Genomic DNA, 21149 nt, shown 5'->3' with positions numbered 1-21149 from the left:
CTTTAGCAGGAACTCTGTATCAACTGTCGTAGCGACTACGCGTGTTGATCGGAAGTGTTCATGTCAATACTTTTGGGCCCCAATCAACCCAATGCCACCTCGTTCAACTCCCGTTCGATTGCGAGCGTGTGACATACGCATGACAAGACCCCAACTCCCTTGTGCCGCGCTTGTGCGGCCACCACGCTGCTGGGAGCCGTGAGCGGAACGTGACGCTCCCGGTCGCGAGTGCGATCCCGCACGCCCCCCACAGACGCACGCCCCCCATCTGGCGTGCGCCGCCCATGAGGAGGACTCCCTCGTAATGGCACACCTGCGCAGCAAGAGGATCCGTGTCACCGCCGTCACCGCCCTGGCGACGGCCGCCCTGCTCGGCGGCCCCACCGCACTGCCCGCCCAGGCCGCCCCCGCCGAGGGCACGGTGCTCGCGGCGAACTCCCCCACCGCCATCAAGGGCAGCTACCTCGTCACCCTGAAGAAGGGCACCGGCCTCAAGGCCGCCTCCAGCGAGGGGAAGAGTCTGGTCAAGGAGTACGGCGGAACGGTGAAGCGGACCTACCGGTCCGCGCTCAACGGCTACTCGGCCGAGCTCTCGGCGGCCGAGGCGAGGAGACTGGCCGCCGACCCGGCGGTCGCCTCCGTCGAGCAGAACCAGATCCTCACCGCCGACGCCACCCAGTCCAACGCGCCTTGGGGCCTGGACCGCTCCGACCAGGCGTCACTTCCGCTCTCCGGCACGTACACCTACCCGGACTCCGCGGGCGGCGGCGTGACGGCGTACGTCATCGACACCGGCGTCCGCATCACGCACTCCCAGCTCAGCGGCCGGGCCACCAACGGCTACGACGCCGTCGACGGCGACAACGTGGCACAGGACGGCAACGGGCACGGCACCCACGTGGCGACCACCATCGCGGGCTCCACCTACGGCATCGCCAAGCAGGCCAAGATCGTGGCGGTGCGCGTGCTGAACAACTCCGGCTCGGGCACCACGGCCGGCGTCGTCGCGGGCATCGACTGGGTGACCGCGAACCACAGCGGCCCCTCGGTCGCCAACATGTCGCTCGGCGGCGGCGCGTCCGCGGCCCTCGACACGGCCGTCCGCAACTCCATAGCCAGCGGCGTGACCTACGCCGTCGCGGCCGGCAACAGCAGCGCCAACGCCTCCTCGTACTCCCCCGCCCGGGTCACCGAGGCGATCACTGTCGGCGCGACCACCAACACCGACGCCCGGGCCAGTTACTCGAACTACGGCTCGGTCCTGGACATCTTCGCCCCCGGTTCGTCGATCACGGCCGGCTGGTACACCAGCGACACCGCCACCAACACCATCTCGGGCACCTCGATGGCCACCCCGCACGTCGTGGGCGCCGCCGCCGTCTACCTGACCGGCCACCCCTCGGCCACCCCGGCCCAGGTCGCCACGGCACTGACCGGCGGGGCCGTCACGGGCAAGGTCACCAGCCCGGGCTCCGGCTCCCCGAACCGCCTGCTCCAGATCGTCCCGTGACACCGGCCGGCCCGTCCCCGGTCTCCCGAGGGCCCCTGAGCCCTTGAGCCCTTGAGCCCGTGTGAGGTCCCCTGAGGTCTCCTGAGGTCTCCTGAGGTCTCCGACACGGGACGGTCCGTCCGCACTCGAGTTCCCCGGAGGCGCCCGCCGTCTCCGGGGAGTCCTCGTCCCCGGGCCCGGAGATCCCCCCGCCGTCGCTTCTCCGCCGACCTTCCGCGCGAGTGCGCACCGTCGGGTTCCGCATCTTGACGGTCCCGCGCCCGCTGAGCGACATTGAAGCCCGGCATCCGGCGCTTCGGGGGGCAAAGTCGCCAATGCAGACCTTGAGTACCAAGCCATCCCTGTCCGACAGCGGCGGGCCACTGCTCGCGGGCGTGGCCACGGCCGTGGCGGGGACCGGCGCGGTGCTCGCGTTCGCCGACGCGGACTCGGTCCTGCGCGGCCCGTTCACGCTGTTCTTCCTCCTCGCCGCGCCCGGAGCCGCCATCGGGGCCGCGCTGCGCGGGCTGGAACCCTTCGGCCGCGTCGTGGCGTCCGTCGCGGGCGCGATCGCGGTGAACCTCCTCGTCGCACAAGGCATGATCGCCACCCACTCCTGGTCGGTGACCGGCGGGATCGCGGCCGTGACCGTGATCAGTTCGCTCGTTCTCCTGCTGAGCCTGGTACGGCGCGTGCGCGACCGTACGGAGAGAAGACGGACCTGAGACGTGGACATCAGCGTGTACCGCCCAGGCGAACTGAGCGCCGCCGACCGGGCGGCCTGGACCGCCCTGCAGTCGAAGGCACACCTCCACGGCGCGCCCGAGCTGGCGAACCCGTTCCTGTCCCCCGAGTTCGCCCTCGCCGTCGGCCGGTGCCGGCGCGGGGTGCGGATCGCGGTCCTGCGCGAGGGCGGTGAACCGGCGGCGTTCTTCCCGTTCCAGAGATCCGCCGTCGGGGTGGGCCGGGCCGTCGGCCTGGGACTGTCCGACTGCCAGGGTGTCGTCCACCGCCCCGGGTTCACCTGGGACGCCGAGGCGCTGCTGCGGGCCTGCGGGCTCGCCGTCTGGGAGTTCGACCACCTGGCGGAGGGACAGACGCCGTTCGCGGCACACGTCACCGGGACCTTCCCGTCACCGGTCATGGACCTCGAACAGGGCTACGAGGCCTATCTGGGCCGACTGCGGGCCGCCTCCCCGAAGTTCGTCCGCTCGACGCTCGCCAAGGAACGCAGGCTCGGCCGCGCGGTGCGCGAGGTCCGCTATGTGCACGACGAGCGCGACCCGGAAATCCTGCGCACCCTGATGGCCTGGAAGTCCGCCCAGTACCGCAGGACCGGTCGCAGCGACCGCTTCGCGCACCCGTGGATCATCCGGCTCGTCCAGCAGCTGTTCCACACCCGCTCCGACTCCTTCGCCGGCCAGCTGTCCGTGCTGTACGCGGACGGCAAGCCGGTCGCGGCCCATTTCGGGCTCCGCTCCGAGCGGGTGCTGACCTGCTGGTTCCCGGCGTACGACCCGGCGTTCGCGAGGTTCTCGCCGGGGCTGCTGCTGCATCTGCACATGGCGGAGGAGGGCGCCGCGGACGGGATCGCGTACCTGGATCTCGGCCGGGGCCAGAAGCAGTACAAGGACTCCCTGAAGACACGGGAGATCTCCGTGTCCGAGGGGTGGGTCACCCGGCGTCACCCCGTGGCGCTGGGGCACCGGGCCCGTCGCGCCCCCGTCCGGGCGCTGCGGAACGCCGTGCTGGCCCGGCCGGAGCTGTTCGCGTCGGCGGACAGAGCACTGAAACGGATGGGTAGAATCCGGTCAGGGCTGTAGGTAACGGACACAACAACAAAAATGTGAGGCCTCGCAGTAGGCCTTGCCATACGGGCTCAACCATCAATACCGTCTTACATCCACCCGCATCGGTCCGTCGACAGTGGTCCCAAGGGGAGGGCTCGAGGGGCGTGACGGTCCCGGCGCGGGGCGCGGTAGGGGGGTGCCGCACTCGGTGACCGCATCGGTCGCCGAGTCGTGCCGCGCGACCGACTGCCGAGTCGCGACAGTCGGCCAGCTTTGCCAGCTCACCCTGTCATGCACCAAGGGGTCGATACGGAGATCGATTTCGCGTGCCGTGGGTGAGAACCCCCCTTTCGAACCGGACACATAGCCGGACCGCCCAGGGGCGGGCGGTCCACCGGACGAGAGGGACCAGACTCATGAGCTCAGTTCTGCGCCCGGCGATATCCGATACCGACACGGCCGAGGAGCCCGACGACACCATCACGGTCGCCTCAGGCACCTATCGGCCGGTCTCCACCCATCTGGCCATCGCTCCCCCGGTGAGCGTGGTCATCCCCGCCATGAACGAGGCGGAGAACCTCCCGTACGTCTTCAAGACACTGCCGGACTGGATCCACGAAGTGATCCTCGTCGACGGCAACTCCACCGACAACACCGTCGAGGTGGCCCGCGAGGTGTGGCCCGGCGTCAAGGTCGTGCAACAGCAGGGCAAGGGCAAGGGGGACGCCCTGATCACCGGGTTCGAGGCGTGCACCGGCGACATCATCGTGATGGTCGACGCGGACGGCTCGGCCGACGGCCACGAGATCCTGTCGTACGTCTCCGCCCTGGTCTCGGGTGCGGACTTCGCCAAGGGGTCGCGCTTCGCCAACGGCGGCGCCACCGACGACATGACACTGATCCGCAAGTTCGGCAACTGGGCGCTCTGCACGGTCGTCAACCGCAAGTTCGGCGCCCGCTACACCGACCTCTGCTACGGCTACAACGCCTTCTGGCGGCACTGCCTGGACAAGATCGACCTCGACTGCACCGGGTTCGAGGTCGAGACCCTGATGAACATCAGGGTCGTCAAGGCCGGTCTCAGGGTGCAGGAGATTCCGAGCCACGAGTACCTCCGCATCCACGGCGCGAGCAATCTGCGGGCCGTGCGCGACGGGCTGCGCGTGCTGCGGGTGATCCTGAAGGAGCGCTCCAACCGGCGTGCGCTGCGGCGGCGTTCGCGCGCGACGATGCTCGTCTCCGGCCGAGGAGAGGCGTCTTGAACGGACCGTCCGTGTCGGTCGTGATCTGCGCGTACACCGAGGACCGCTGGGAGGACATCCTCGCGGCGGTCGCCTCGGTCCGCGCGCAGTCCCGGCCGGCCCTGGAGACGCTCCTGGTGGTGGACCACAACCAGGCCCTGCTGGAGCGTCTGACCAGGGAGTACAAGGAACACCGGGAGAGCGGTGAGGTCCGAGTGCTCGCCAACGCGGGCCCCCGCGGCCTGTCCGCCGGCCGCAACACGGGCATCGCCGCCTCGTCCGGCGAGATCATCGCCTTCCTCGACGACGACGCCGTCGCCGAACGCGACTGGCTGCGCTGGTTCGCCGAGGGGTACACCGACCCCCGCGTCATGGCCGTCGGCGGCCGTACGGTGCCCGTCTGGGCCTCCGGCCGCCGCCCGGCCTGGTTCCCCGAGGAGTTCGACTGGGTGGTGGGCTGCGCCTACAAGGGCCTGCCCGGCGGGGTCGCCCGGGTGCGCAATGTGCTCGGCGGCAACGCCTCGTTCCGTCGCGCCGCCTTCGACGCGGCCGGGGGCTTCGCCACCGGGATCGGCCGCGACGGGGACAGACACCCCCTCGGCTGCGAGGAGACGGAGCTGTGCATCCGGCTGACCCGCGCCAGGCCGGACGCGATCCTCCTCCTCGACGACCGTGCGGTCATCCACCACCGGGTGCCCGGCGCGCGCGAGCGCTTCGGGTACTTCCGCGCGCGCACCTACGCCGAGGGCCTGTCGAAGGCGCTGGTCGCGCGGAGCGTCGGCGCCGGCAAGGGCCTGGAGTCGGAGCGCCGCTACACCACGCGCGTCCTGCCCGCCGGGGTGGCGCGCGGCCTGCGGGACGCGCTGCTCGGCCGCCGGGGCGGCGCGGGCCGCGCCGGTGCCATCGTCGCGGGGGTCACGGCGGCGGCCGGGGGGTACGTCGTGGGGAGCGTCCGGGCCCGCCGGGGGGACGTCACGTTCTCCGTCGGCGGGATCCCGGCCGCCGAGGGGGGCGAGGGGGGCTCGTCATGACGGAGGACGCCGTACCGGTCCTGATGTACCACGCCGTCGCCACCGCGCCCAGCGACGCCACCCGTGCCCTGTCCGTGGCACCGGAGGCGTTCGCGGAGCAGATGGCGGTGATCGGGGACCTCGGTCTCACCCCGGTCGACACGGTCACCCTGGCGGACAGTTGGCGTTCAGGTCGCCCGCTGCCCGCCCGGCCCGTGCTCATCACCTTCGACGACGGCTACGAGGGCGTGCACCGCCATGCCCTGCCCGTCCTCGCCAAGCACGGCTTCGCGGCCTCCCTGTTCGTCTCCACGGCCTGGATCAAGGGCCCGTACGACGACGGCGGCGCCCTCGACACCATGCTCGACTGGGACCAGGTCCGGGAACTCGCCGACCACGGCGTGGAGATCGGCGGACACAGCCACACCCATCCGCAGCTCGACATGCTCGACGAGGACCGGCTCCGGTTCGAGCTGCGGCGCTGCCGCAGGATCGTCGCCGACGAACTGGGCACCCCGCCCGTCTCGTTCGCCTACCCGTACGGCTACTCCAGCCGCCGGGTGCGGGTCGCGGTGCGGGAGACGGGGTTCGCGCAGGCGCTCGCCGTCGGCAACGCGCTCGCCCGGCGCCGGCAGGGTCCGTACGCGCTGCGGCGGGTCACCGTGCGGCGCTCCACCGGGGCCGAGGAGTTCGAGCGGCTGGTCCAGGGGCGCGCCCTCGCCCGCGGCTTCGCCCGGGACCGCGCCCTGACCAAGGGGTACGCCATGGTCCGAAGAGCACGACAGGTGGGAAAGGCCATCCGTTCCCGTGTCTGACACGACGACCACCACGGCCGGGCAGGCCGACACCGGCACGTCGGACACCACCGGGCCACGGCCCGGCCCCGCCCGCCGGCTGCGGCTGCCCGGCCTCGGCAGGGGGGCCGGCGGCAACCAGCTGTTCCGCAACGCCTACGCCCTGATGCTGAACACCGGCATCTCGGCCGTGCTCGGCCTCGGCTTCTGGCTGGCCGCGGCCCGGTACTACACCGAGGCGGCGGTCGGGCAGGGCTCGGCCGCGATCGCCGCGATGAAGCTCCTGGCGGGGCTCGCCGCGCTCACGCTGACGGGGGCCCTCGCCCGGTTCATCCCGGTCGCGGGGCGTGCCACGGGACGGCTGGTCTTCCGTACGTACGCGGGCAGTTCGGTGGCGGTGGCGCTCGCGGCCGGGGTGTTCCTGCTGACGCTCGGCCTGTGGGGGTCCTCGTACCGCTTCCTGCACGACCCGCGGCAGGCCGTGTTCTTCGTGCTCGCGGTGGTCGCCTGGTCACTGCTGACCCTTCAGGACGGGGTGCTGACCGGGCTGCGGAGCGCGCTGTGGGTGCCCGTCGGCAACACCGTGTTCTCCGCGGTGAAGCTGGTGCTGCTGGTGGTGTTCGCCGCGGCGATCCCGACCATGGGTGTGTTCGTGTCCTGGGTCGCGGCGATCGCGGTGTCCGTGCTGCCGCTGGGCTGGCTGGTGTTCCGGCGGCTCGTCCCCCGGCATGTGAAGGCGACCGAGGGCCGGGCCCACCCGCCGTCGCTGCGGGAGATCGGCCGCTTCCTCGCGGGCGACTACACCGGCTCGCTGTTCTCCCTCGCGGTGGTCTACCTGGTCCCGGTGATCGTCGCGGCCCAGGTCAGCTCCACCGACAACGCGTACTTCTACATCACCACCACGATCGGCGGCACCGTCAACCTCCTCGCCATCAACATGGGTGCCTCGCTGACCGTGGAGGGCGCGCACGACCCGGCGCGGCTCGCGGCGAACACCCGGGCCGCGCTGCGGCGGATGGCCCGGATCATGCTGCCGGTGTGCGGGGTGCTGTTCTTCGGGGCGCCGTGGATCCTCGCCGTGTTCGGGCCGGGCTACGCGGACGCGGCGACGGGGCTGCTGCGCTGGTTCGCGGTCGGCGCCGTGCTGCGGGTGGTGATGGAGACGTACTTCGCGGTGCTGCGCGCCCAGAGCCGTACCGCCGGACTGGCGTGGCTGCAGGGCCTGCTGTGCGCCCTGGTCCTCGGGCTGACGTTGCTGCTGCTCCCCCGCATGGGTCTGCTGGGCGCGGGTGTCGCCGAGATCTCCAGTCTCGCGGTGATCGTGCTGATCGCCGCGCCCCGGCTCTGGCGGATCGTCCGCACGGCGCCGCCCGCCGCGGTCCCCGAGGACGCGGCGCCCGACGGCGACCTCGCCGACCTGGGCCGGGTGGCGTCCGCCGCGAGGAAGGAGAGCGGCGCCTGGTCCCGGCGGCTCGACTCCGACACCCTCGCCCTCGGCCCGCATCTCGACTTCGACCACATGGAACGCCGCCCCGACGTACGCCCCGGCCCCGGCACCCCGCCCGCCGGCACCCCGGCCGTCCGCAAGGACCACCGGCCGGCCTGGGCCCAGGACCGGCCGACCCGGCCGCTCCACCTCAACCGGCCACCGGCATCCCCCGTGGCGGAGGCCGCCGGGGAGCCCGACGTGCGGGAACCGGCACCACCGCCCGCCCCGCCCCCGGCGGAGCCACCGTCGCCCGGGGCCCGCCGGGAACGGCTGCCGCGCCCCACCCGCGCCGGGGTCGTCCTCGGCTGCCTCCTGGTGGTGGCGCTGCTGCTGTACTGGGTGCCCGCGCTCGCGCTGGACGACTCCGCACTGGACGGCATGGACGGGCTCGGCCTCGTCTCGGTGCTGCCCCTGCCCACGCTGGCCGGGACCGCGCTGCTGGCCGGCGTGTTCGCCGCGCTGCTGTGGCTGCGCCGCGAACACCGGGGTCTGCTGCTGGTCACGCTGCTGGCCACGGTCGTGTCCCTGCACGCGCTGCCCGCCGTGATCGAGACCGAGCCGCGGTTCGCGACGGCCTGGCAGCACCTCGGCTTCCTCGACCACATCGACCGCACCGGCTCGGCGGTCCCCGACCTGGACGCCCGCTGGAGCTGGCCGGGCTTCTTCGCGGCGGCCGCGTTCGTGGGCAGGGCCTGCGGTGTCGACGACTTCACGGAGATCATCCGCTGGTGGCCCACCGCCATGCAGCTGCTCTACCTGGCCCCGATGTTCCTCCTCGCCCGCCATGTGCGCGCGAACTGGCGCGCCAGGTGGACGGGTGTGTGGATCTTCGTGCTGAGCGGCTGGGTGGGCCAGGACTACTTCTCCCCGCAGGGCTTCACCTACCTCCTCTACCTGGCCTTCGTGGCGATCCTCCTGGTGTGGTTCCGCGCCCCGCGCATGCTGTGGGCCGAGGTCCGGCCGGGCGAGGCCGAGGTGGAGCCGACCGACCGCGGGCAGCGCGCGGTGCTGCTGGTGGTCCTCATCGCGCTGTACGCGGCGACCGTCCCGGCCCACCAGCTCACCCCGTTCGTGATGCTGGGCGTCCTCGCCGCCCTCGTCCTGGTCGGCCGCTGCGAACTGCGCGGTCTGCCCCTCCTGTTCGCCGTCCTGGTCGCCGTCTGGGTGGGCTTCCTCGCCGAGCCGTACTGGTCGGGCCACTTCGACGAACTCTTCGGCGGTGTCGGCGGCGTCGGCGGGAACGTCACCTCCTCGGTCTCCGGCCGTATCGGCGAGGGAAGCTCCACGCACAAACTCGTGCTGTACGCGCGCGTGGCCCTCGCCGGCCTGGTCATGCTGCTGGCCTGCCACGGCTTCCTGCGCCGCCGCTCGAACAGATACCGCGAACGCTCCCTGCTCGTCCTGGCCTTCGTACCGTTCCTCGGCTTCGGGATGCAGTCGTACGGCGGCGAGATGGCCCTGCGGGTCTTCATGTTCGCCCTGCCGGGCGCCGCGCTGCTCGCCGCCCTCGCCCTGTTCCCGCGCTCCGGCGCGACCACCGGGGAACGTGCCAAGGACCGGCGCAGCCTCGCCCCGCTGGCCGCCCTCGTGGCCGGCCTCGTCCTCATCGGCGGCTTCCTCGTCGCCCGCTGGGGCAACGAGCCCTTCGAGCGCGTCCGCACCGGCGAGGTCGCCGCCATGGAGTACGTGTACGCCCACGACGAGCCCACCGTACGGCTCCTCTGGCTCAGCGACGACCCGGTGAACTCGGTGACGCCCGCGCTGCCGTGGGGCGCCCGGGACATGGAGAAGGTCGAGTACGTGCCGACGCTCGCACCGGTCGACCCGGTCCTGGTGTCGGGCCTGGTCAAGTCGCTCAAGGACGCGGGCCCGAACTCCTACCTCATCGTCAACCGCGGCCAGGCCACGTCCCTCCAGCTGGACTCGGGCTACCCCGCGAACTGGGACGCCCGGCTCATCCGCAACCTCGACGCGCGCGAGGAACTCAAAAAAGTCTTCGCCGACGAGGACGCGACGATCTTCGCCCTGCGCGGTCGGACGGGCAAGGCCCCCGCGCCCGATCCCGGGCCGATCGGCCCACAGGTGACCTGGACCCCGTGGTCCGTGGTCGGCGGTCTGGCGACGATCGCCCTGATCGTGCTGCTGACCACCCGTGAGGTGGTACGCGTGGCGGTCCGCCCCAGCGTCCGGCAACTCCGGTGGCTGCAGGGCAGCTTCTGGTTCAGCCTGCCTCTGCTGGCCCTGCTCCTCGCGTCACTGGTGCAGCGGTTCCTGACCATGGGAGGCGCCCCATGAGGGGCGTGCGGCGGGGGCTCACCGCTTGAGCCACCGCACCTCGTACGCCCCCATCGCGAACCGCCGCCCGTCGATCTTCGCGCTGATCTTCCGGTCGAGGGTGTTGACCACCAGCACCGCGTCGTCGTCGGCCAGCACCCGCACGTTCGGCCGGTCGTCCTCGGCCACCGACACCGTCTCGTACCTCGTGCCCGGCGGGAACTCCGCGCCGAACCGGGCCAGCAGGTCGTACATGGGCAGCGCCCTGCCGCCGCCGCTCGTGTCGGTCGGGGTCCACAGGCATCCGGGGCACTCCCCGCTGCGCTCCTCCGGGTTCCAGTAGAACGCGGAGGTCGCGCCGCCCTTCGCCATGCCGATCAGCCCGGCGGCCTGCACGGCGACCCGCCGGGTCTCGGACCAGCCGTGGCGGTCGTCGTTCGCGTCGGCGGGCTCCACGTAGTACTCCGCCCACCACAGCGGCAGCCCCGGGGCGCGCCCCCGCACCCACTCGCTCACGGCCGTGAACTTCTCCGTGGCGGCGAACTCGTCCGGCAGCAGCTCGTCGTCCGCGGTGTAGCTGGAGCCGTCGACGACCACGAAGTCCGCGCCCGCCCTGTTCTCGTTCCAGTAGTCGAAGGCGTCGAGGATCCGCTGGTCCATGGCGCCCCAGGGGCCTGTCAGGGACGTCGACGCGTCCTGCTTCTGCCGGGGGTCGAGGCTGTCCATGACGAGGTAGGGACCGCCGACCATGATGTCCTCGTCGACCTTCTTCAGGGTCTCGTACACGAGGTTGTACAGGCGGGTGTAGCCCTCGTAGTCCCAGCGGGCCTCGGCGTTGTTCCAGAAACCCTTGAACTCGTTCCAGACGATGAAGTGCCGTACGTCCGGGTAGCGCCTGGCGACGGTCGCGGCGAGGTCGGCGAAGTCCTGGAAGTGCTCGGGCTCGGGCGCGGTCTCCAGGGCGGACTGGCTCCAGTCCGTGTCGCCGGCCCCGGACTCTCCGCCCTTCATCCAGTCGGGGGCGCAGCACAGGGTGACGACGGGCGTGCCGCCGGTGGCGCGGACGAAGTCGATGCGCCGGTCCATCTCGTCGAAGTCGTAGCGCCCCTCGACCGGTTCGGGGTTGCCGGAGCCCCAGCCCATGATGTGCTGGATCTGCGGCAGCGGCCGCTCGCCCAGGCGCTTCTCGACCCGTTCGACGGCGGCCCGGCTGCCCTCGTCCGCGCTGAACTGGGTGTGGGTGAAACCCCAGCCGACCTCGGGTCCGAGGCCGTCGGGCGGGACGGCGGGCGTGCCGTGCACCTTGTCGCCGTCGCGTGAGGTGCCGGCGGTGCCGCCTTCGCCGGGCAGCGTGTTGAGCAGGGTCACGATCAGGGCCAGCACGGCCGCCCCCACGCCGAGGAGCGCGGTGAGCCGCCACCGCCGGTCCCCCGAATTCCACCCATGCCGTCGCATCATGGGCAACAGTAACGGCGCGGGGTGGCGGTGGGGGAGCTTCTGTCACCGACAAACGACTCGCCACGCAAAGCGGATGCACGGCGAGCCCTGCGTGACGGATCATGGCGGCATGTCTGCGAACCCATACGACGCTCTGCCGATCCGGCTCAACGTCGACGACAGCGACTCCCCGTCCGATGTCGTCGACGCGCTGTTCCTCGGCCGCTTCGCGACGGGCGAGCAGCCGTACGCGCACGCGGCGAACATCGACCGGGTGCGCACCGGTGTGACTCTCCTGCCGCCGGGCGCGCGCGTCCTGCGCGTGGCGCGGGACGACGACCGCAGCGCGACCCTCGCCGAGGGCGACGGCTGGACGCTGCTGGTGTCCCGCTGGAACCGGGGCGCGGACGTCACCGTGACGGCGACCACCGCCGAACTGGCGGAGAAGGTGCTGGGCCAGGCCACGGACGGCGCGGCCGACGAGCCCGAACCGCAGCCGGAGAACGTGACGATGGGCTTCTGGTACGTCTCGCCGCGCCGGGGCCCGCACCGTACGACACGGCAGATCTCGGCTGGCACCTGGGAAGAGGTGCGGCCCAACTACACGGCGCCGGTGGCGGACGCGATGGACCGTCTGATGAAGACGACCCCGGAGGACATCGCGGGCCGGCTCCTGCTGCTGCACGGCCCGCCCGGCACCGGCAAGACCTCCGCCCTGCGGACGCTGGCCCGCTCCTGGCGGGACTGGTGCCAGGTCGACTGCGTCCTGGATCCCGAGCGTCTCTTCTCCGACGTCGGCTATCTGATGGACATCGCGATCGGCGAGGAGGACGCCACCGGCAAGGGCCGCTGGCGTCTGCTCCTGCTGGAGGACTGCGACGAGCTGATCCGGGGCGAGGCCAAGCACACCGCCGGCCAGGCGCTGTCCCGGCTGCTCAACCTCACCGACGGCCTCCTCGGCCAGGGGCGCAACGTCCTGGTCGGCGTCACCACCAACGAGGACCTGGAGCGGCTGCACCCGGCCGTCGTCCGCCCCGGCCGCTGTCTCGCCCGGATCGAGGTCGGCGCGCTGACCCGCCAGGAGGCGGTGAACTGGCTCGGCACGGACGAGGGCGTCGGCCGCGAGGGCGCGACCCTGGCCGAGCTGTACGCCCTGCGCCGGGGCACCTCGCCCACGTCCCTCCCGGAACCCCGCGGTGGCGCGGACGCGGGCCTGTACCTGTAGCCCGCGCCCCGGCCGCCGAGTGCGTAGGTCCGCCGCCCGGGTGCTTTGATGGAGATATGACCCTGTTCGTCGGCACGTCGGGGTGGCAGTACAAGGACTGGCGGGGCGCCTTCTACCCGGAGGGCTGCCCCACCCGCCTCTGGCTGGAGGAGTACGCGGCGCGCTTCGCCACGGTGGAGAACAACAACGCCTTCTACCGGCTGCCGTCCCGCGAGACCTTCGGGGCCTGGCACGACCGGACCCCGCCGGGCTTCGTCGTCGCGGTGAAGGCGAGCCGCTTCCTGACCCACATCAAACGGCTCAAGGACCCCGAGGAACCCGTCGAGCGCCTGATGAGCCGCGCCGAGGGCCTCGGGGACCGGCTGGGTCCGGTCCTCCTCCAGCTGCCGCCCACCCTCCGCGCCGACCCGCCCCTCCTCGACGCCTGCCTCGCGCGGTTCCCCGCCGGGACACGCGTCGCCGTGGAGCCCCGCCACGAGTCGTGGTGGACCGACGAGGTGCGCGGGATCCTGGAGGCCCGCTCCGCCGCCCTGTGCTGGGCCGACGTCCGCTCCCGCCCCGCGACACCCCTGTGGCGCACCACCGACTGGGGCTACGTCCGCTTCCATGTCGGCCGCGCCCACACCTGGCCCCACTACGGCCGCCAGGCTCTCACCACCTGGGTCCACCGCATCGCCGCCACCTGGCCCGACAGCGCCGACGTCCACGCCTACTTCAACAACGACCCCCACGCGGCGGCCGTGCTGGACGCCATGACCTTCGCCCGGGCGGCCCGCAGAACGGGGCTGACGGTCACGAGAACCCCCGAGCGGCTGCCCGGCTGACGCCCCCGCCGGGCCACGCCGGGCCGCTCAGTCGCCGTAGACCGCCCGCAGGGCGTCCCGGACCGCCGCGAGGGCCTCCGCCTCGCCGAGGCCCAGACGCCGCGCCCGCTCCGCGTACCCCGCGGCGGCCGTCGCCGCCTCCTTCTCCGCGGCCGACCCGGCGGCGGCCACGAACGTGCCGTTGCGTCCCCGCGTCTCGATCACCCCGTCGGTCTCCAGCGCGCGATACGCCTTGGCGACGGTGTTGGCCGCGAGCCCGAGCTGCTCGGCGAGCCCCCGCACGGTCGGCAGCCGGTACCCCACGGGCAGCGCCCCGGACCGGGCCTGCTCCGAGATCTGGGCGCGCACCTGCTCGTAGGGCGCGCCCCCCTCCACGATGCGAATGTTCAAGGTCACGCGGCGATTGTCCCGTACGCACAGGCCCCGGTCGTCGCACGCCCACCGGAAATTCGGAGGCGACCGGCGACACCGTCCACGTACCGTGCGACCCCATGACAGTGATCGTGCGCGACCTCCGGATCGCGGACCCCGCGGACACCGAGGCCTTCGTCGACGTACGCGGGCGCGCCCTCCCCTTCCTGGTCAGCACCCCCGAGGCGGTCGTCCACGAGGCCGCCCACGCGGTCCCCGAGGCCCATGTCGGGCATCTGGTGGCGGAGGCGGACGGCGAGGTGATCGGGACCGCGCAGCTGGGCGTCGCCCACGACAGCCCCATGCCGGGTCAGGGCTACCTCAACGTGTACGTGCACCCGGAGCGCGTACGCCGGGGCGCGGGCTCCCTGCTGGTGCGCGCCGCCGAGGAGCGGCTCGCGGCGGTGGGGGCGACGCGGCTGTTCTCGTGGGTGCTGGACACCCCGGACGACCGGGCGTTCGCCGAGCGGCGCGGCTACACGGGCAGCAGGTCCGCCCACTTCCTGCGGCTGGACCTCGCGACCGGCACCCTGCCCCCGCTGCGGGAGCCGCCGGCCGGTGTGGAGCTGCGGACGGTCGCCGACTTCGCCGACGACCCGCGCCCGCTGTTCGTGCTGGACGCGGAGACCACGGCGGACGAACCGAGCGACATCGGCGCCGAGTTCGACGACTACGAGCAGTGGCTCACCGGGACCTTCCGCCATCCGCTGCTCGACCACGCGCTGAGCACGGTGGTCGTGGTGGACGGCACACCGGCCGCGTTCACCGCGGCCCGCACGGACGGCGGGGCCCGCTACTCCACCGGCATGACGGGCACGGCCCGCGCCTTCCGCGGCCGGGGCCTGGCGAAGCTCGCCAAGAACGACTCGCTGCACCGCGCGCGTGCCGCCGGCTACGCGGAGGCGTTCACCGGCAACGACGCGGGGAACGGGCCGATGATCGCGATCAACAAGTGGTTCGGTTACGAAGTGTGCGCGACGGAGGTACGCCATGTCCGGGAACTCGGTTGAGCCGACCGGCGAGTTGGAGGTCGTCCTGCTGAAGGCGGGGCGCACGAAGATCCGTTATCCCGCCCGGCTGCTGGGCGACGACGGCGTCCGGGTCGTCGTCCGCGCCGACTGGGCGAGCCCCGGGGTGCGGGACTTCGGCTTCGTGCGGTTCGAGCCCGGTGACGTCTTCACCGAGTACTACTGGCGCGACCGGTGGTACGCCGTGAAGGAGGTCCGCGACGGGCGGGGCGGTCTGAAGGGCTGGTACTGCGACATCACCCGTCCCGCCGTGCGGTCCGGCGGGGAACTCGTCGTCGAGGACCTCGACCTGGACCTGTGGCGCTCCGCGGACGGCACGGCCGTGGTGCGCCTGGACGAGGACGAGTTCGCGGACAGCGGGCTCCTGACCACCGACCCGCGGGCCGCGGCGGCGGCCCTGGCCGCGCTGGACGAGCTGGAACTCCTCGCGAAGGAGGGCGGCTTCACGGCCCTGCTGAGCTGACCGGGAGAAGCGGGGCGGGGAGCGTGGTGTGCCGCGCCCGGCGGGTCAGAGGTCCGCGACCACCGCGTACCGCTCGTCCTCGACCCGCTTGCCCCACAGCCGCGCGTCGTCGTCGAGCCGGACCACCACCGCGTCGGAGACGAGCGGTGCGAGGAGCCCGTGCAGCCGCTCGGCGGGTATGCCGACCGGGCCGAGCGTCCCCCACACGCCCTCGACGAGCACGAGGCGTCCCCGAGGCCGCAGCAGCCCGCACCAGCGGCGCAGTGCGCGGGCCGGGTCGGGCAGGGCCCACAGGACATGCCGGACGAGGACGGCGTCGAAGCGCTCCTCGCCGACGGGCGGTGCCGCCGCGTCGCCGACGAGGAACACGGCCGGGTGCCCGGCGAGTTTGGCGCGGGCGCGGCCGACCATGGCCGGGGAGGAGTCCACGCCGGTCACCCGGTGCCCCTGCTCGGTCGCGAGGAGTGACAGGCTGCCGGTGCCGCAGCCGAGGTCCAGGACGTCGGAGGGGCGGCGCGGCAGCCAGTCGCGCAGGCGGGCCGCCCACGCCTCCCGGACGACGGGATCCCGCAGGCCGTGATCGGGTTCGTCGTCGAAAACGGCTGCCCGAGCGTCCCAGTCGACGGGCGGGGACGGGTCGTTCGGGACGGACTTCTTCGCGGTTTCGGGGCTCCGGGAGGTTTCGCCGTCGTCGATGTTGGTCATGCCGCCAGAGTGACACCTGCCACTGACAGTCCAGAGGGTGACAGCCGCCACTGACACAGCACGACCCGATGAGTAACGCTCCCGGAAGAGGTCTACCTCCGTGAAATCGCGGAACACGGTAGACGCAAGGAGGCAGCCATGCGCCGTACGACCGTGCAGAAGCCCCTGAGGAAGTCCGACTCCCGCCGGGTGCGGGAAGAGGCCGACGAGCGCCCCGTCGAGCGCCGGGAAGTGCGGAAGGACATCGCGCGCACCTGGTGGCCGGACGGCTGACCCCGCCCCCGGCCGGTCAGCCGAGCCGCTTGCGGTAGTGGATCCTGTCGTAGGGCCCCTCCACCCGCCGCTCCACGACCTCGTATCCGAACTTCGGATAGATCTTCCGGTTCTCCCACATCATCGCGTTCGTGCACAGCCTGATCTCGTGCAGACCGAGGGCACGCGCGTGTGTGTCCACGAAGTCCAGGAGCCGTCGCCCGACGCCCCCTCCGTGGGCGTCGGGGTGGACGGCGATGACGTCGAGGAACAGGTGGTCGTCGTGTGCCTCGACGACCACCAGGCCGGTCACGGGGTCGCCGGTCACGAAGACGCGGCCCGCGGCCACGTTCGCCGCGTGGTCCGCCTCCATGGGCTGCGGTACGACCCCGATGCGTTCGATGTAGGGGCGGAACGCGGCGTCCGTGACGGCCCGCACGGCGTCGACGTCCGTGCGCACCGCCCTTCTGACGCCCTCGCCGACCGCCCCTTCCGCCCCGTCCGTCATGGGCGGGGGCACGCGAGGGTGCGGCCGAGCAGGTCGAGCAGGGCCGTCCAGTGGCGTTCCGCCGCCTCGGCGTCGTAGGCGGCGGTGTCGGCCTGGGTGTAGCCGTGGGGGGCTCCCGTGTACACCTCGGTGCGGTGGGTGACGCCCGCCTCGGCAAGCGTCTTGTCGAGCAGCTCGATCTGCTCGGGCGGCATGGAGGAGTCGTTGTCGGCGTACCCGAGGTACACCTCGCCGGTGATGCGGTCCGCCGTCAGGTGCGGGCTGTCCGGGGCGTCGGTCGCCAGGCGGCCCCCGTGGAACCCGCCCACGGCCGCGACCCGCTCCGGGAAGGCGCCCGCGGTGCGCAGGGCCAGCCCGGCGCCCATGCAGTAGCCGGTGATGCCGACGGGCCCGTCCGTCGTGTGCGGGCTGTCCGCCAGCCACGTGAGGTAGGTCTCGGCGTCCCGCACCGCCAGGTCCGGTGTCAGCGCCAGCATCACGGGGAGGATCCGGTCCCACAGCTCGGGGCGCGCACCGGGGTCGATGAAGTCGGGCAGGTCGAAGACCGGGGCGCGACCACTGCGGTGGAAGACATTGGGCACGAGGACCGCGTAGCCGGCCCCGGCCAGCCGGTCTGCCATCGCCCTCAGGTGCGGCCGCAGTCCGAACGCGTCCATGTAGAACAGCACCGCGGGGTGCGGGGCGTCGTCGTCGGGACGGACGAAGTAGGCGTCGGCGGTGCCGTCCTGGGTGGGGATGTCCACGGTCGTTCCCCGTACGTCGGTCATGGATGCTCCTCTTCGTCACTCCGACCAGTCGTCAACCGGTCGTCAACCCGTCATAGGTGGTCGCATTGTTCCGCGCCCGGGTAAGAACGGGATCATCGACGGCTCGGCGGCCGGTGTTCCTGAGCCCCCGGTTAGCCCTTCCTTAACGCGACCATAAGGATCTCCCGCACCCGCCCTCAGCAGGCGATCTCGCGGTTCCCTGGGGCTAGCTTGCTGATCGACCGGAATCCCGGCCCGCCCGGAGAACCCGGTAACCCGGAACCGCTTCGAGGAGTACCGCCATGCCCGCTGCCCGCCGCAAGGCCGCCGCGTTCGTCACCGCCGGTGTCGTCGGTGCCGCCCCGTTCGCCCTGGCCGTGTGCGCCGCCGGGTCCGCCGCGGCGCACGGTTCGCTGGGCGACCCGGTGAGCCGGGTGGCGCAGTGCTACGCGGAGGGCCCCGAGAACCCGCGGTCTGCGGCGTGCCGGGCGGCGGTCGCGGCCGGGGGCACACAGGCGTTGTACGACTGGAACGGCGTACGGATCGGCGATGTCGCCGGCCGGCACCAGGAGCGCGTACCGGACGGGGAGTTGTGCAGCGCGGGGAACGGGGCGTTCAAGGGCCTCGACCTGGCCCGCGCCGACTGGCCGGCGACAAGCGTGCGCCGCGGCTCGTACACGTTCAAGTACCGGGTGACCGCGCCGCACAAGGGGACGTTCAAGGTGTACGTCACCAAGCCCGGGTACGCCCCCTCGCAGCCGCTCGCGTGGGACGACCTGGATCTCGCGCACCCGGTCGCGACCTCCACCGACCCGGCCGCGTCGGACGGCTTCTACACGTTCTCCGGGACGCTCCCGCAGCGCTCCGGCAGGCATCTGCTGTACACGGTCTGGCAGCGCTCGGACAGCCCGGAGGCGTTCTACTCCTGCTCGGACGTCACCTTCGGCGGCACGGGCATAGGCACGGGCACGGGCACAGGTGCAGGCACGGGCTCCGGCTCCGGCTCCGGCTCCGGCGGCGAGACGTCCGCGCCGCCGAGCGCGCCCTCCGACGAGCAGATCGCGGACGGCGCCGACAAGTCGACCGTCGAGCACGGCGGCCACGGTGACGACGACGCGGCCACGACGACGGACCCGACCCCGGCGGGGGCCGCGAAGTCCTCCGCCGGGACCGACACCGGGGGCACGGCCGCCAGGTCGGCCGACGGACCGGTCGACGGCGGTGACGCCCCCGGTGAGGAGGAGCCCGACGGCGCCCGGGAGAACCTCGCCGAGACGGGTGGGGTCGGCGTGACCGCATATGTGGCGATCGGTGGCGCGGCGGTCCTGGCGGCGGGTTCCTCGCTGCTGTTCGCCGCGGCCCGCCGCCGTGCCGCCAACGCTGGCCGGCACGGCGGCTGACGGACTCCGGGGCCTGCCCGGCGGCTCAGGTCGGACAGGCCCCGGCGGTGTACGTCCGGGTCACCCGCGCCACGGGTGACCCGGCGTGTGTGCACGTGTCAGCCGACGACCGACAGACAGGTCGTAGGGGTGGCGTGGGCGGGGTCGAGGGCGTTGGTGACCTCGTGGAAGGCGATGCGGTCGAGGAGCCCGATCGCCGCGTGCTCGGAGAGGTCGGCGGCGCACAGGTCCTGGATGACGACGTTGCGTACGTTCGGGCCGTCGAGGAACTGGGACCGGTAGGGCGTGACGACCTCGTCGTACTTGGTGGCGAGGACCGTGTAGGTGACGCCGGGAACGGTGTCGCCGCCCGCGTTGAGCTTCGTCAGGAACGGGGAGCCGACGACCTGGTCGGCGAGGGCGGGGGTGGCGGTGGACAGCAGATCGCCCGCGCCGGGGAAGTAGTCGAGGAGTTGGGTGAGGCCGCCCAGGGTGGTGCCGTGGTTGGAGGGGGCGATGCCGATGAGGGCGTTCACCTCCGCCGCCCCGCCGAGGAACTTGAGGTAGTAGCGGGGCATCATGCCGCCCTGCGAGTGGCCGACGAGGTCGACCTCGGCGGCGCCGGTCGAGGCGAGCACCTTGTCGACGAAGGTGTCGAGCTGTCGCGCCGACTTGTCGATCGGGCCGAGGCCGTTGAAGAAGGGGACGCCGGGGAGCTGTCCGTAGTCGAGCGAGTAGACGCAGTACCCGCGGTTGACCAGGTACGGGGCGAGGCCCAGCCAGTTGTCCACGGAGTTGCCGAACGTTCCGTGGACGAGGACGACGGGGCGGGGGTGGGCGCTGGAGGGTTTGCACGCGTAGTCGTTCCAGCCACGGCTGGAGGTGGCGGCCGTGTCGGCGGCCGCGGCGGAGGTGGCGGGGACGGTGGTCGCCGCGGCGGCGAGGAGCAGGGCGGCCAGCGGTCTGATGAGGCGCTTCCAGGGCAGCATCGGGTGATCTCCTTGCGGCTCAAGGGACGTGCGACGACGTTCGCCCTGTGATCCGGATCACGAGGATGCTGTTCTATCCAGCCAAGTTACGGGCGGGTAGTACAACTGGGAAGTTACGCGTCAGTAAAAACTTCAAGCGGTGCCCGTGGACGCTGATATGGGACGGCGAAACCGTCACCAGGCGGGCCTGATGGGGCCATAGGGGGCGATGCGCGCCAACTGTTCGCGCAGCGCCCGCACTTCCGCCTCCCCGCCGAGCGCGCCGCTCCACCCCTCGACCACCTCGGCCGCCGCCTCCTCCGCGGCCCGGGTGCAGGCCCATCCCCGCTCGGTCAGCACGACCAGCCGGGCGCGGGCGTCACGGGGGTGCGACCGGCGCTCGACGTACCCCTTGGCGACCAGCTCCTCGACGAGCTGACTGGCACCCTGCTTGGTCACTCCGAGATGGCGGGCGAGCTCGGTGACCGTCGCACCGTCCGGGGCGAGCCGGGTGAACGCGAACCCGTACGCGGGCCGCCCCTCGAAGCCCCGGGCGACGACCCCGTCATGGATGCGCTGCGTCAGCTCACCCGCGACGGCGAGCAGGGCGGCGGTGAGCCCGAGGGCCTCGGAGTTCTGCATGCCCGCATTGAAACACTCTTGACGAACTGGTCAAGCTGCTTGACCATCGATGCATATAGTCAAGCTGCTTGACCATCTTCTCAGGAGGCCCTTATGCCCGTAGTCCGTTCGTCCGACGCCGTCGCCCATGAGATCCACGGCGCCCGCTTCGTCTCGTACGCCGCGCCCCGTACCGGCAGCAGGGAACTGGCGGCTTGGCGGGGGGAGATCCCCGCCGGCACCAAGGCGCCCGCCCATACCGTCACCAAGGAGGAGATCCTCCATCTGCTCGACGGGGAACTGCTGATCACGCTCGACGGCCGCACCGAGCGCGTCGGGGCGGGCGACACCCTGATCGTCAACGCGGGGACGACCCTCACCGTGGAGAACCCGACGGCGGAGACCGCCGTCACCTGGGTCACCACCTCCCTGGGCCTGGAGGCCGAGCTGGCCGACGGCACACGGATCGTGCCGCCGTGGGCCAACTGACGCCCC

21 protein-coding genes are annotated in these 21149 nt (G+C 72.3%); 14 read left to right on the top strand and 7 right to left on the bottom strand.

What is annotated here, in order from left to right:
- The first annotated feature begins 304 nt into the window (after positions 1–304).
- From ACZ4Z3_RS23315 to ACZ4Z3_RS23285, 7 genes are all read left to right on the top strand, one after another.
- Positions 305–1510 (top strand): S8 family peptidase, encoded by a 1206-nt coding sequence (locus ACZ4Z3_RS23315; RefSeq protein WP_468502819.1) that lies wholly within the window; start codon positions 305–307, stop codon positions 1508–1510.
- Positions 1511–1824: 314 nt separating this feature from the next.
- Positions 1825–2214: a hypothetical protein gene (locus ACZ4Z3_RS23310; RefSeq protein ID WP_468502818.1), complete on the top strand. Its 390-nt coding sequence runs from the start codon at positions 1825–1827 to the stop codon at positions 2212–2214.
- 3 nt (positions 2215–2217) lie between these two features.
- Positions 2218–3312, top strand: coding sequence for a GNAT family N-acetyltransferase (locus ACZ4Z3_RS23305; RefSeq protein ID WP_468502817.1), 1095 nt, complete (start codon positions 2218–2220; stop codon positions 3310–3312).
- A 383-nt stretch (positions 3313–3695) separates the two neighbouring features.
- Positions 3696–4541 (top strand): glycosyltransferase family 2 protein, encoded by an 846-nt coding sequence (locus ACZ4Z3_RS23300; RefSeq protein ID WP_468502816.1) that lies wholly within the window; start codon positions 3696–3698, stop codon positions 4539–4541.
- Positions 4538–5551: a glycosyltransferase family 2 protein gene (locus ACZ4Z3_RS23295; RefSeq protein WP_468502815.1), complete on the top strand. Its 1014-nt coding sequence runs from the start codon at positions 4538–4540 to the stop codon at positions 5549–5551. The genes ACZ4Z3_RS23300 and ACZ4Z3_RS23295 overlap by 4 nt, the downstream gene beginning before the upstream one ends.
- Entirely contained in the window at positions 5548–6345 is a 798-nt protein-coding gene (locus ACZ4Z3_RS23290; protein WP_468502814.1) for a polysaccharide deacetylase family protein, read from the top strand. The genes ACZ4Z3_RS23295 and ACZ4Z3_RS23290 overlap by 4 nt, the downstream gene beginning before the upstream one ends.
- Positions 6338–10108, top strand: a complete 3771-nt coding sequence (locus ACZ4Z3_RS23285; RefSeq protein ID WP_468502813.1) for a lipopolysaccharide biosynthesis protein — start codon at positions 6338–6340, stop codon at positions 10106–10108. Before ACZ4Z3_RS23290 ends, ACZ4Z3_RS23285 begins: the two co-directional genes overlap by 8 nt.
- A gap of 18 nt (positions 10109–10126) precedes the next feature.
- Here ACZ4Z3_RS23285 and ACZ4Z3_RS23280 read toward each other — a convergent pair whose 3' ends face one another.
- Positions 10127–11542, bottom strand: coding sequence for a GH39 family glycosyl hydrolase (locus ACZ4Z3_RS23280; protein ID WP_468503104.1), 1416 nt, complete (start codon positions 11540–11542; stop codon positions 10127–10129).
- A gap of 112 nt (positions 11543–11654) precedes the next feature.
- Here ACZ4Z3_RS23280 and ACZ4Z3_RS23275 point away from each other — a divergent pair, with 112 nt between their 5' ends.
- Together ACZ4Z3_RS23275 and ACZ4Z3_RS23270 are read left to right on the top strand one after the other, a co-directional pair.
- Positions 11655–12749 (top strand): DUF5925 domain-containing protein, encoded by a 1095-nt coding sequence (locus ACZ4Z3_RS23275; protein WP_468502812.1) that lies wholly within the window; start codon positions 11655–11657, stop codon positions 12747–12749.
- Between the two features lie 56 nt (positions 12750–12805).
- Positions 12806–13573 (top strand): DUF72 domain-containing protein, encoded by a 768-nt coding sequence (locus tag ACZ4Z3_RS23270; RefSeq protein ID WP_468502811.1) that lies wholly within the window; start codon positions 12806–12808, stop codon positions 13571–13573.
- Between the two features lie 27 nt (positions 13574–13600).
- Here the strand turns inward: ACZ4Z3_RS23270 and ACZ4Z3_RS23265 are convergent, their stop codons facing one another.
- Entirely contained in the window at positions 13601–13969 is a 369-nt protein-coding gene (locus ACZ4Z3_RS23265) for a GntR family transcriptional regulator (protein WP_055522884.1), read from the bottom strand.
- A 95-nt stretch (positions 13970–14064) separates the two neighbouring features.
- Here ACZ4Z3_RS23265 and ACZ4Z3_RS23260 point away from each other — a divergent pair, with 95 nt between their 5' ends.
- Together ACZ4Z3_RS23260 and ACZ4Z3_RS23255 are read left to right on the top strand one after the other, a co-directional pair.
- Positions 14065–14994 (top strand): GNAT family N-acetyltransferase, encoded by a 930-nt coding sequence (locus tag ACZ4Z3_RS23260; RefSeq protein WP_468502810.1) that lies wholly within the window; start codon positions 14065–14067, stop codon positions 14992–14994.
- On the top strand, positions 14975–15475 hold the full coding sequence (locus ACZ4Z3_RS23255; RefSeq protein WP_468502809.1) for a ribonuclease FAU-1 family protein: 501 nt from the start codon (positions 14975–14977) through the stop codon (positions 15473–15475). Before ACZ4Z3_RS23260 ends, ACZ4Z3_RS23255 begins: the two co-directional genes overlap by 20 nt.
- A 45-nt stretch (positions 15476–15520) precedes the next feature.
- Here ACZ4Z3_RS23255 and ACZ4Z3_RS23250 read toward each other — a convergent pair whose 3' ends face one another.
- Positions 15521–16180, bottom strand: coding sequence for a class I SAM-dependent methyltransferase (locus tag ACZ4Z3_RS23250; RefSeq protein WP_468502808.1), 660 nt, complete (start codon positions 16178–16180; stop codon positions 15521–15523).
- 138 nt (positions 16181–16318) lie between these two features.
- Here ACZ4Z3_RS23250 and ACZ4Z3_RS23245 point away from each other — a divergent pair, with 138 nt between their 5' ends.
- A complete protein-coding gene (locus tag ACZ4Z3_RS23245; RefSeq protein WP_258193464.1) occupies positions 16319–16453 on the top strand; it encodes a hypothetical protein in 135 nt (44 codons plus the stop codon).
- Between the two features lie 16 nt (positions 16454–16469).
- Here the strand turns inward: ACZ4Z3_RS23245 and ACZ4Z3_RS23240 are convergent, their stop codons facing one another.
- Together ACZ4Z3_RS23240 and ACZ4Z3_RS23235 are read right to left on the bottom strand one after the other, a co-directional pair.
- On the bottom strand, positions 16470–16940 hold the full coding sequence (locus tag ACZ4Z3_RS23240; RefSeq protein WP_468502807.1) for a GNAT family N-acetyltransferase: 471 nt from the start codon (positions 16938–16940) through the stop codon (positions 16470–16472).
- Entirely contained in the window at positions 16937–17707 is a 771-nt protein-coding gene (locus tag ACZ4Z3_RS23235) for a dienelactone hydrolase family protein (protein ID WP_468502806.1), read from the bottom strand. Before ACZ4Z3_RS23235 ends, ACZ4Z3_RS23240 begins: the two co-directional genes overlap by 4 nt.
- 281 nt (positions 17708–17988) lie before the next feature.
- Here ACZ4Z3_RS23235 and ACZ4Z3_RS23230 point away from each other — a divergent pair, with 281 nt between their 5' ends.
- Positions 17989–19086, top strand: coding sequence for a lytic polysaccharide monooxygenase auxiliary activity family 9 protein (locus ACZ4Z3_RS23230; protein WP_468502805.1), 1098 nt, complete (start codon positions 17989–17991; stop codon positions 19084–19086).
- 98 nt (positions 19087–19184) lie between these two features.
- On the opposite strand, the gene ACZ4Z3_RS23225 is transcribed toward ACZ4Z3_RS23230, so the two are convergent.
- Together ACZ4Z3_RS23225 and ACZ4Z3_RS23220 are read right to left on the bottom strand one after the other, a co-directional pair.
- Entirely contained in the window at positions 19185–20054 is an 870-nt protein-coding gene (locus ACZ4Z3_RS23225; protein WP_468502804.1) for an esterase/lipase family protein, read from the bottom strand.
- A 174-nt stretch (positions 20055–20228) separates the two neighbouring features.
- Positions 20229–20675 carry a MarR family winged helix-turn-helix transcriptional regulator gene (locus ACZ4Z3_RS23220; RefSeq protein ID WP_468502803.1) on the bottom strand — a complete coding sequence of 149 codons (447 nt, stop codon included), beginning with the start codon at positions 20673–20675 and terminating at the stop codon, positions 20229–20231.
- Between the two features lie 93 nt (positions 20676–20768).
- Here ACZ4Z3_RS23220 and ACZ4Z3_RS23215 point away from each other — a divergent pair, with 93 nt between their 5' ends.
- Positions 20769–21143: a cupin domain-containing protein gene (locus ACZ4Z3_RS23215; RefSeq protein WP_468502802.1), complete on the top strand. Its 375-nt coding sequence runs from the start codon at positions 20769–20771 to the stop codon at positions 21141–21143.
- Positions 21144–21149: the final 6 nt, after the last annotated feature.

The organism is Streptomyces sp. NPDC030296 (assembly GCF_055572815.1).
The sequence above is the reverse complement of the archived record's forward strand: the minus strand, read 5'-3'. Positions and strand labels throughout refer to the sequence as shown.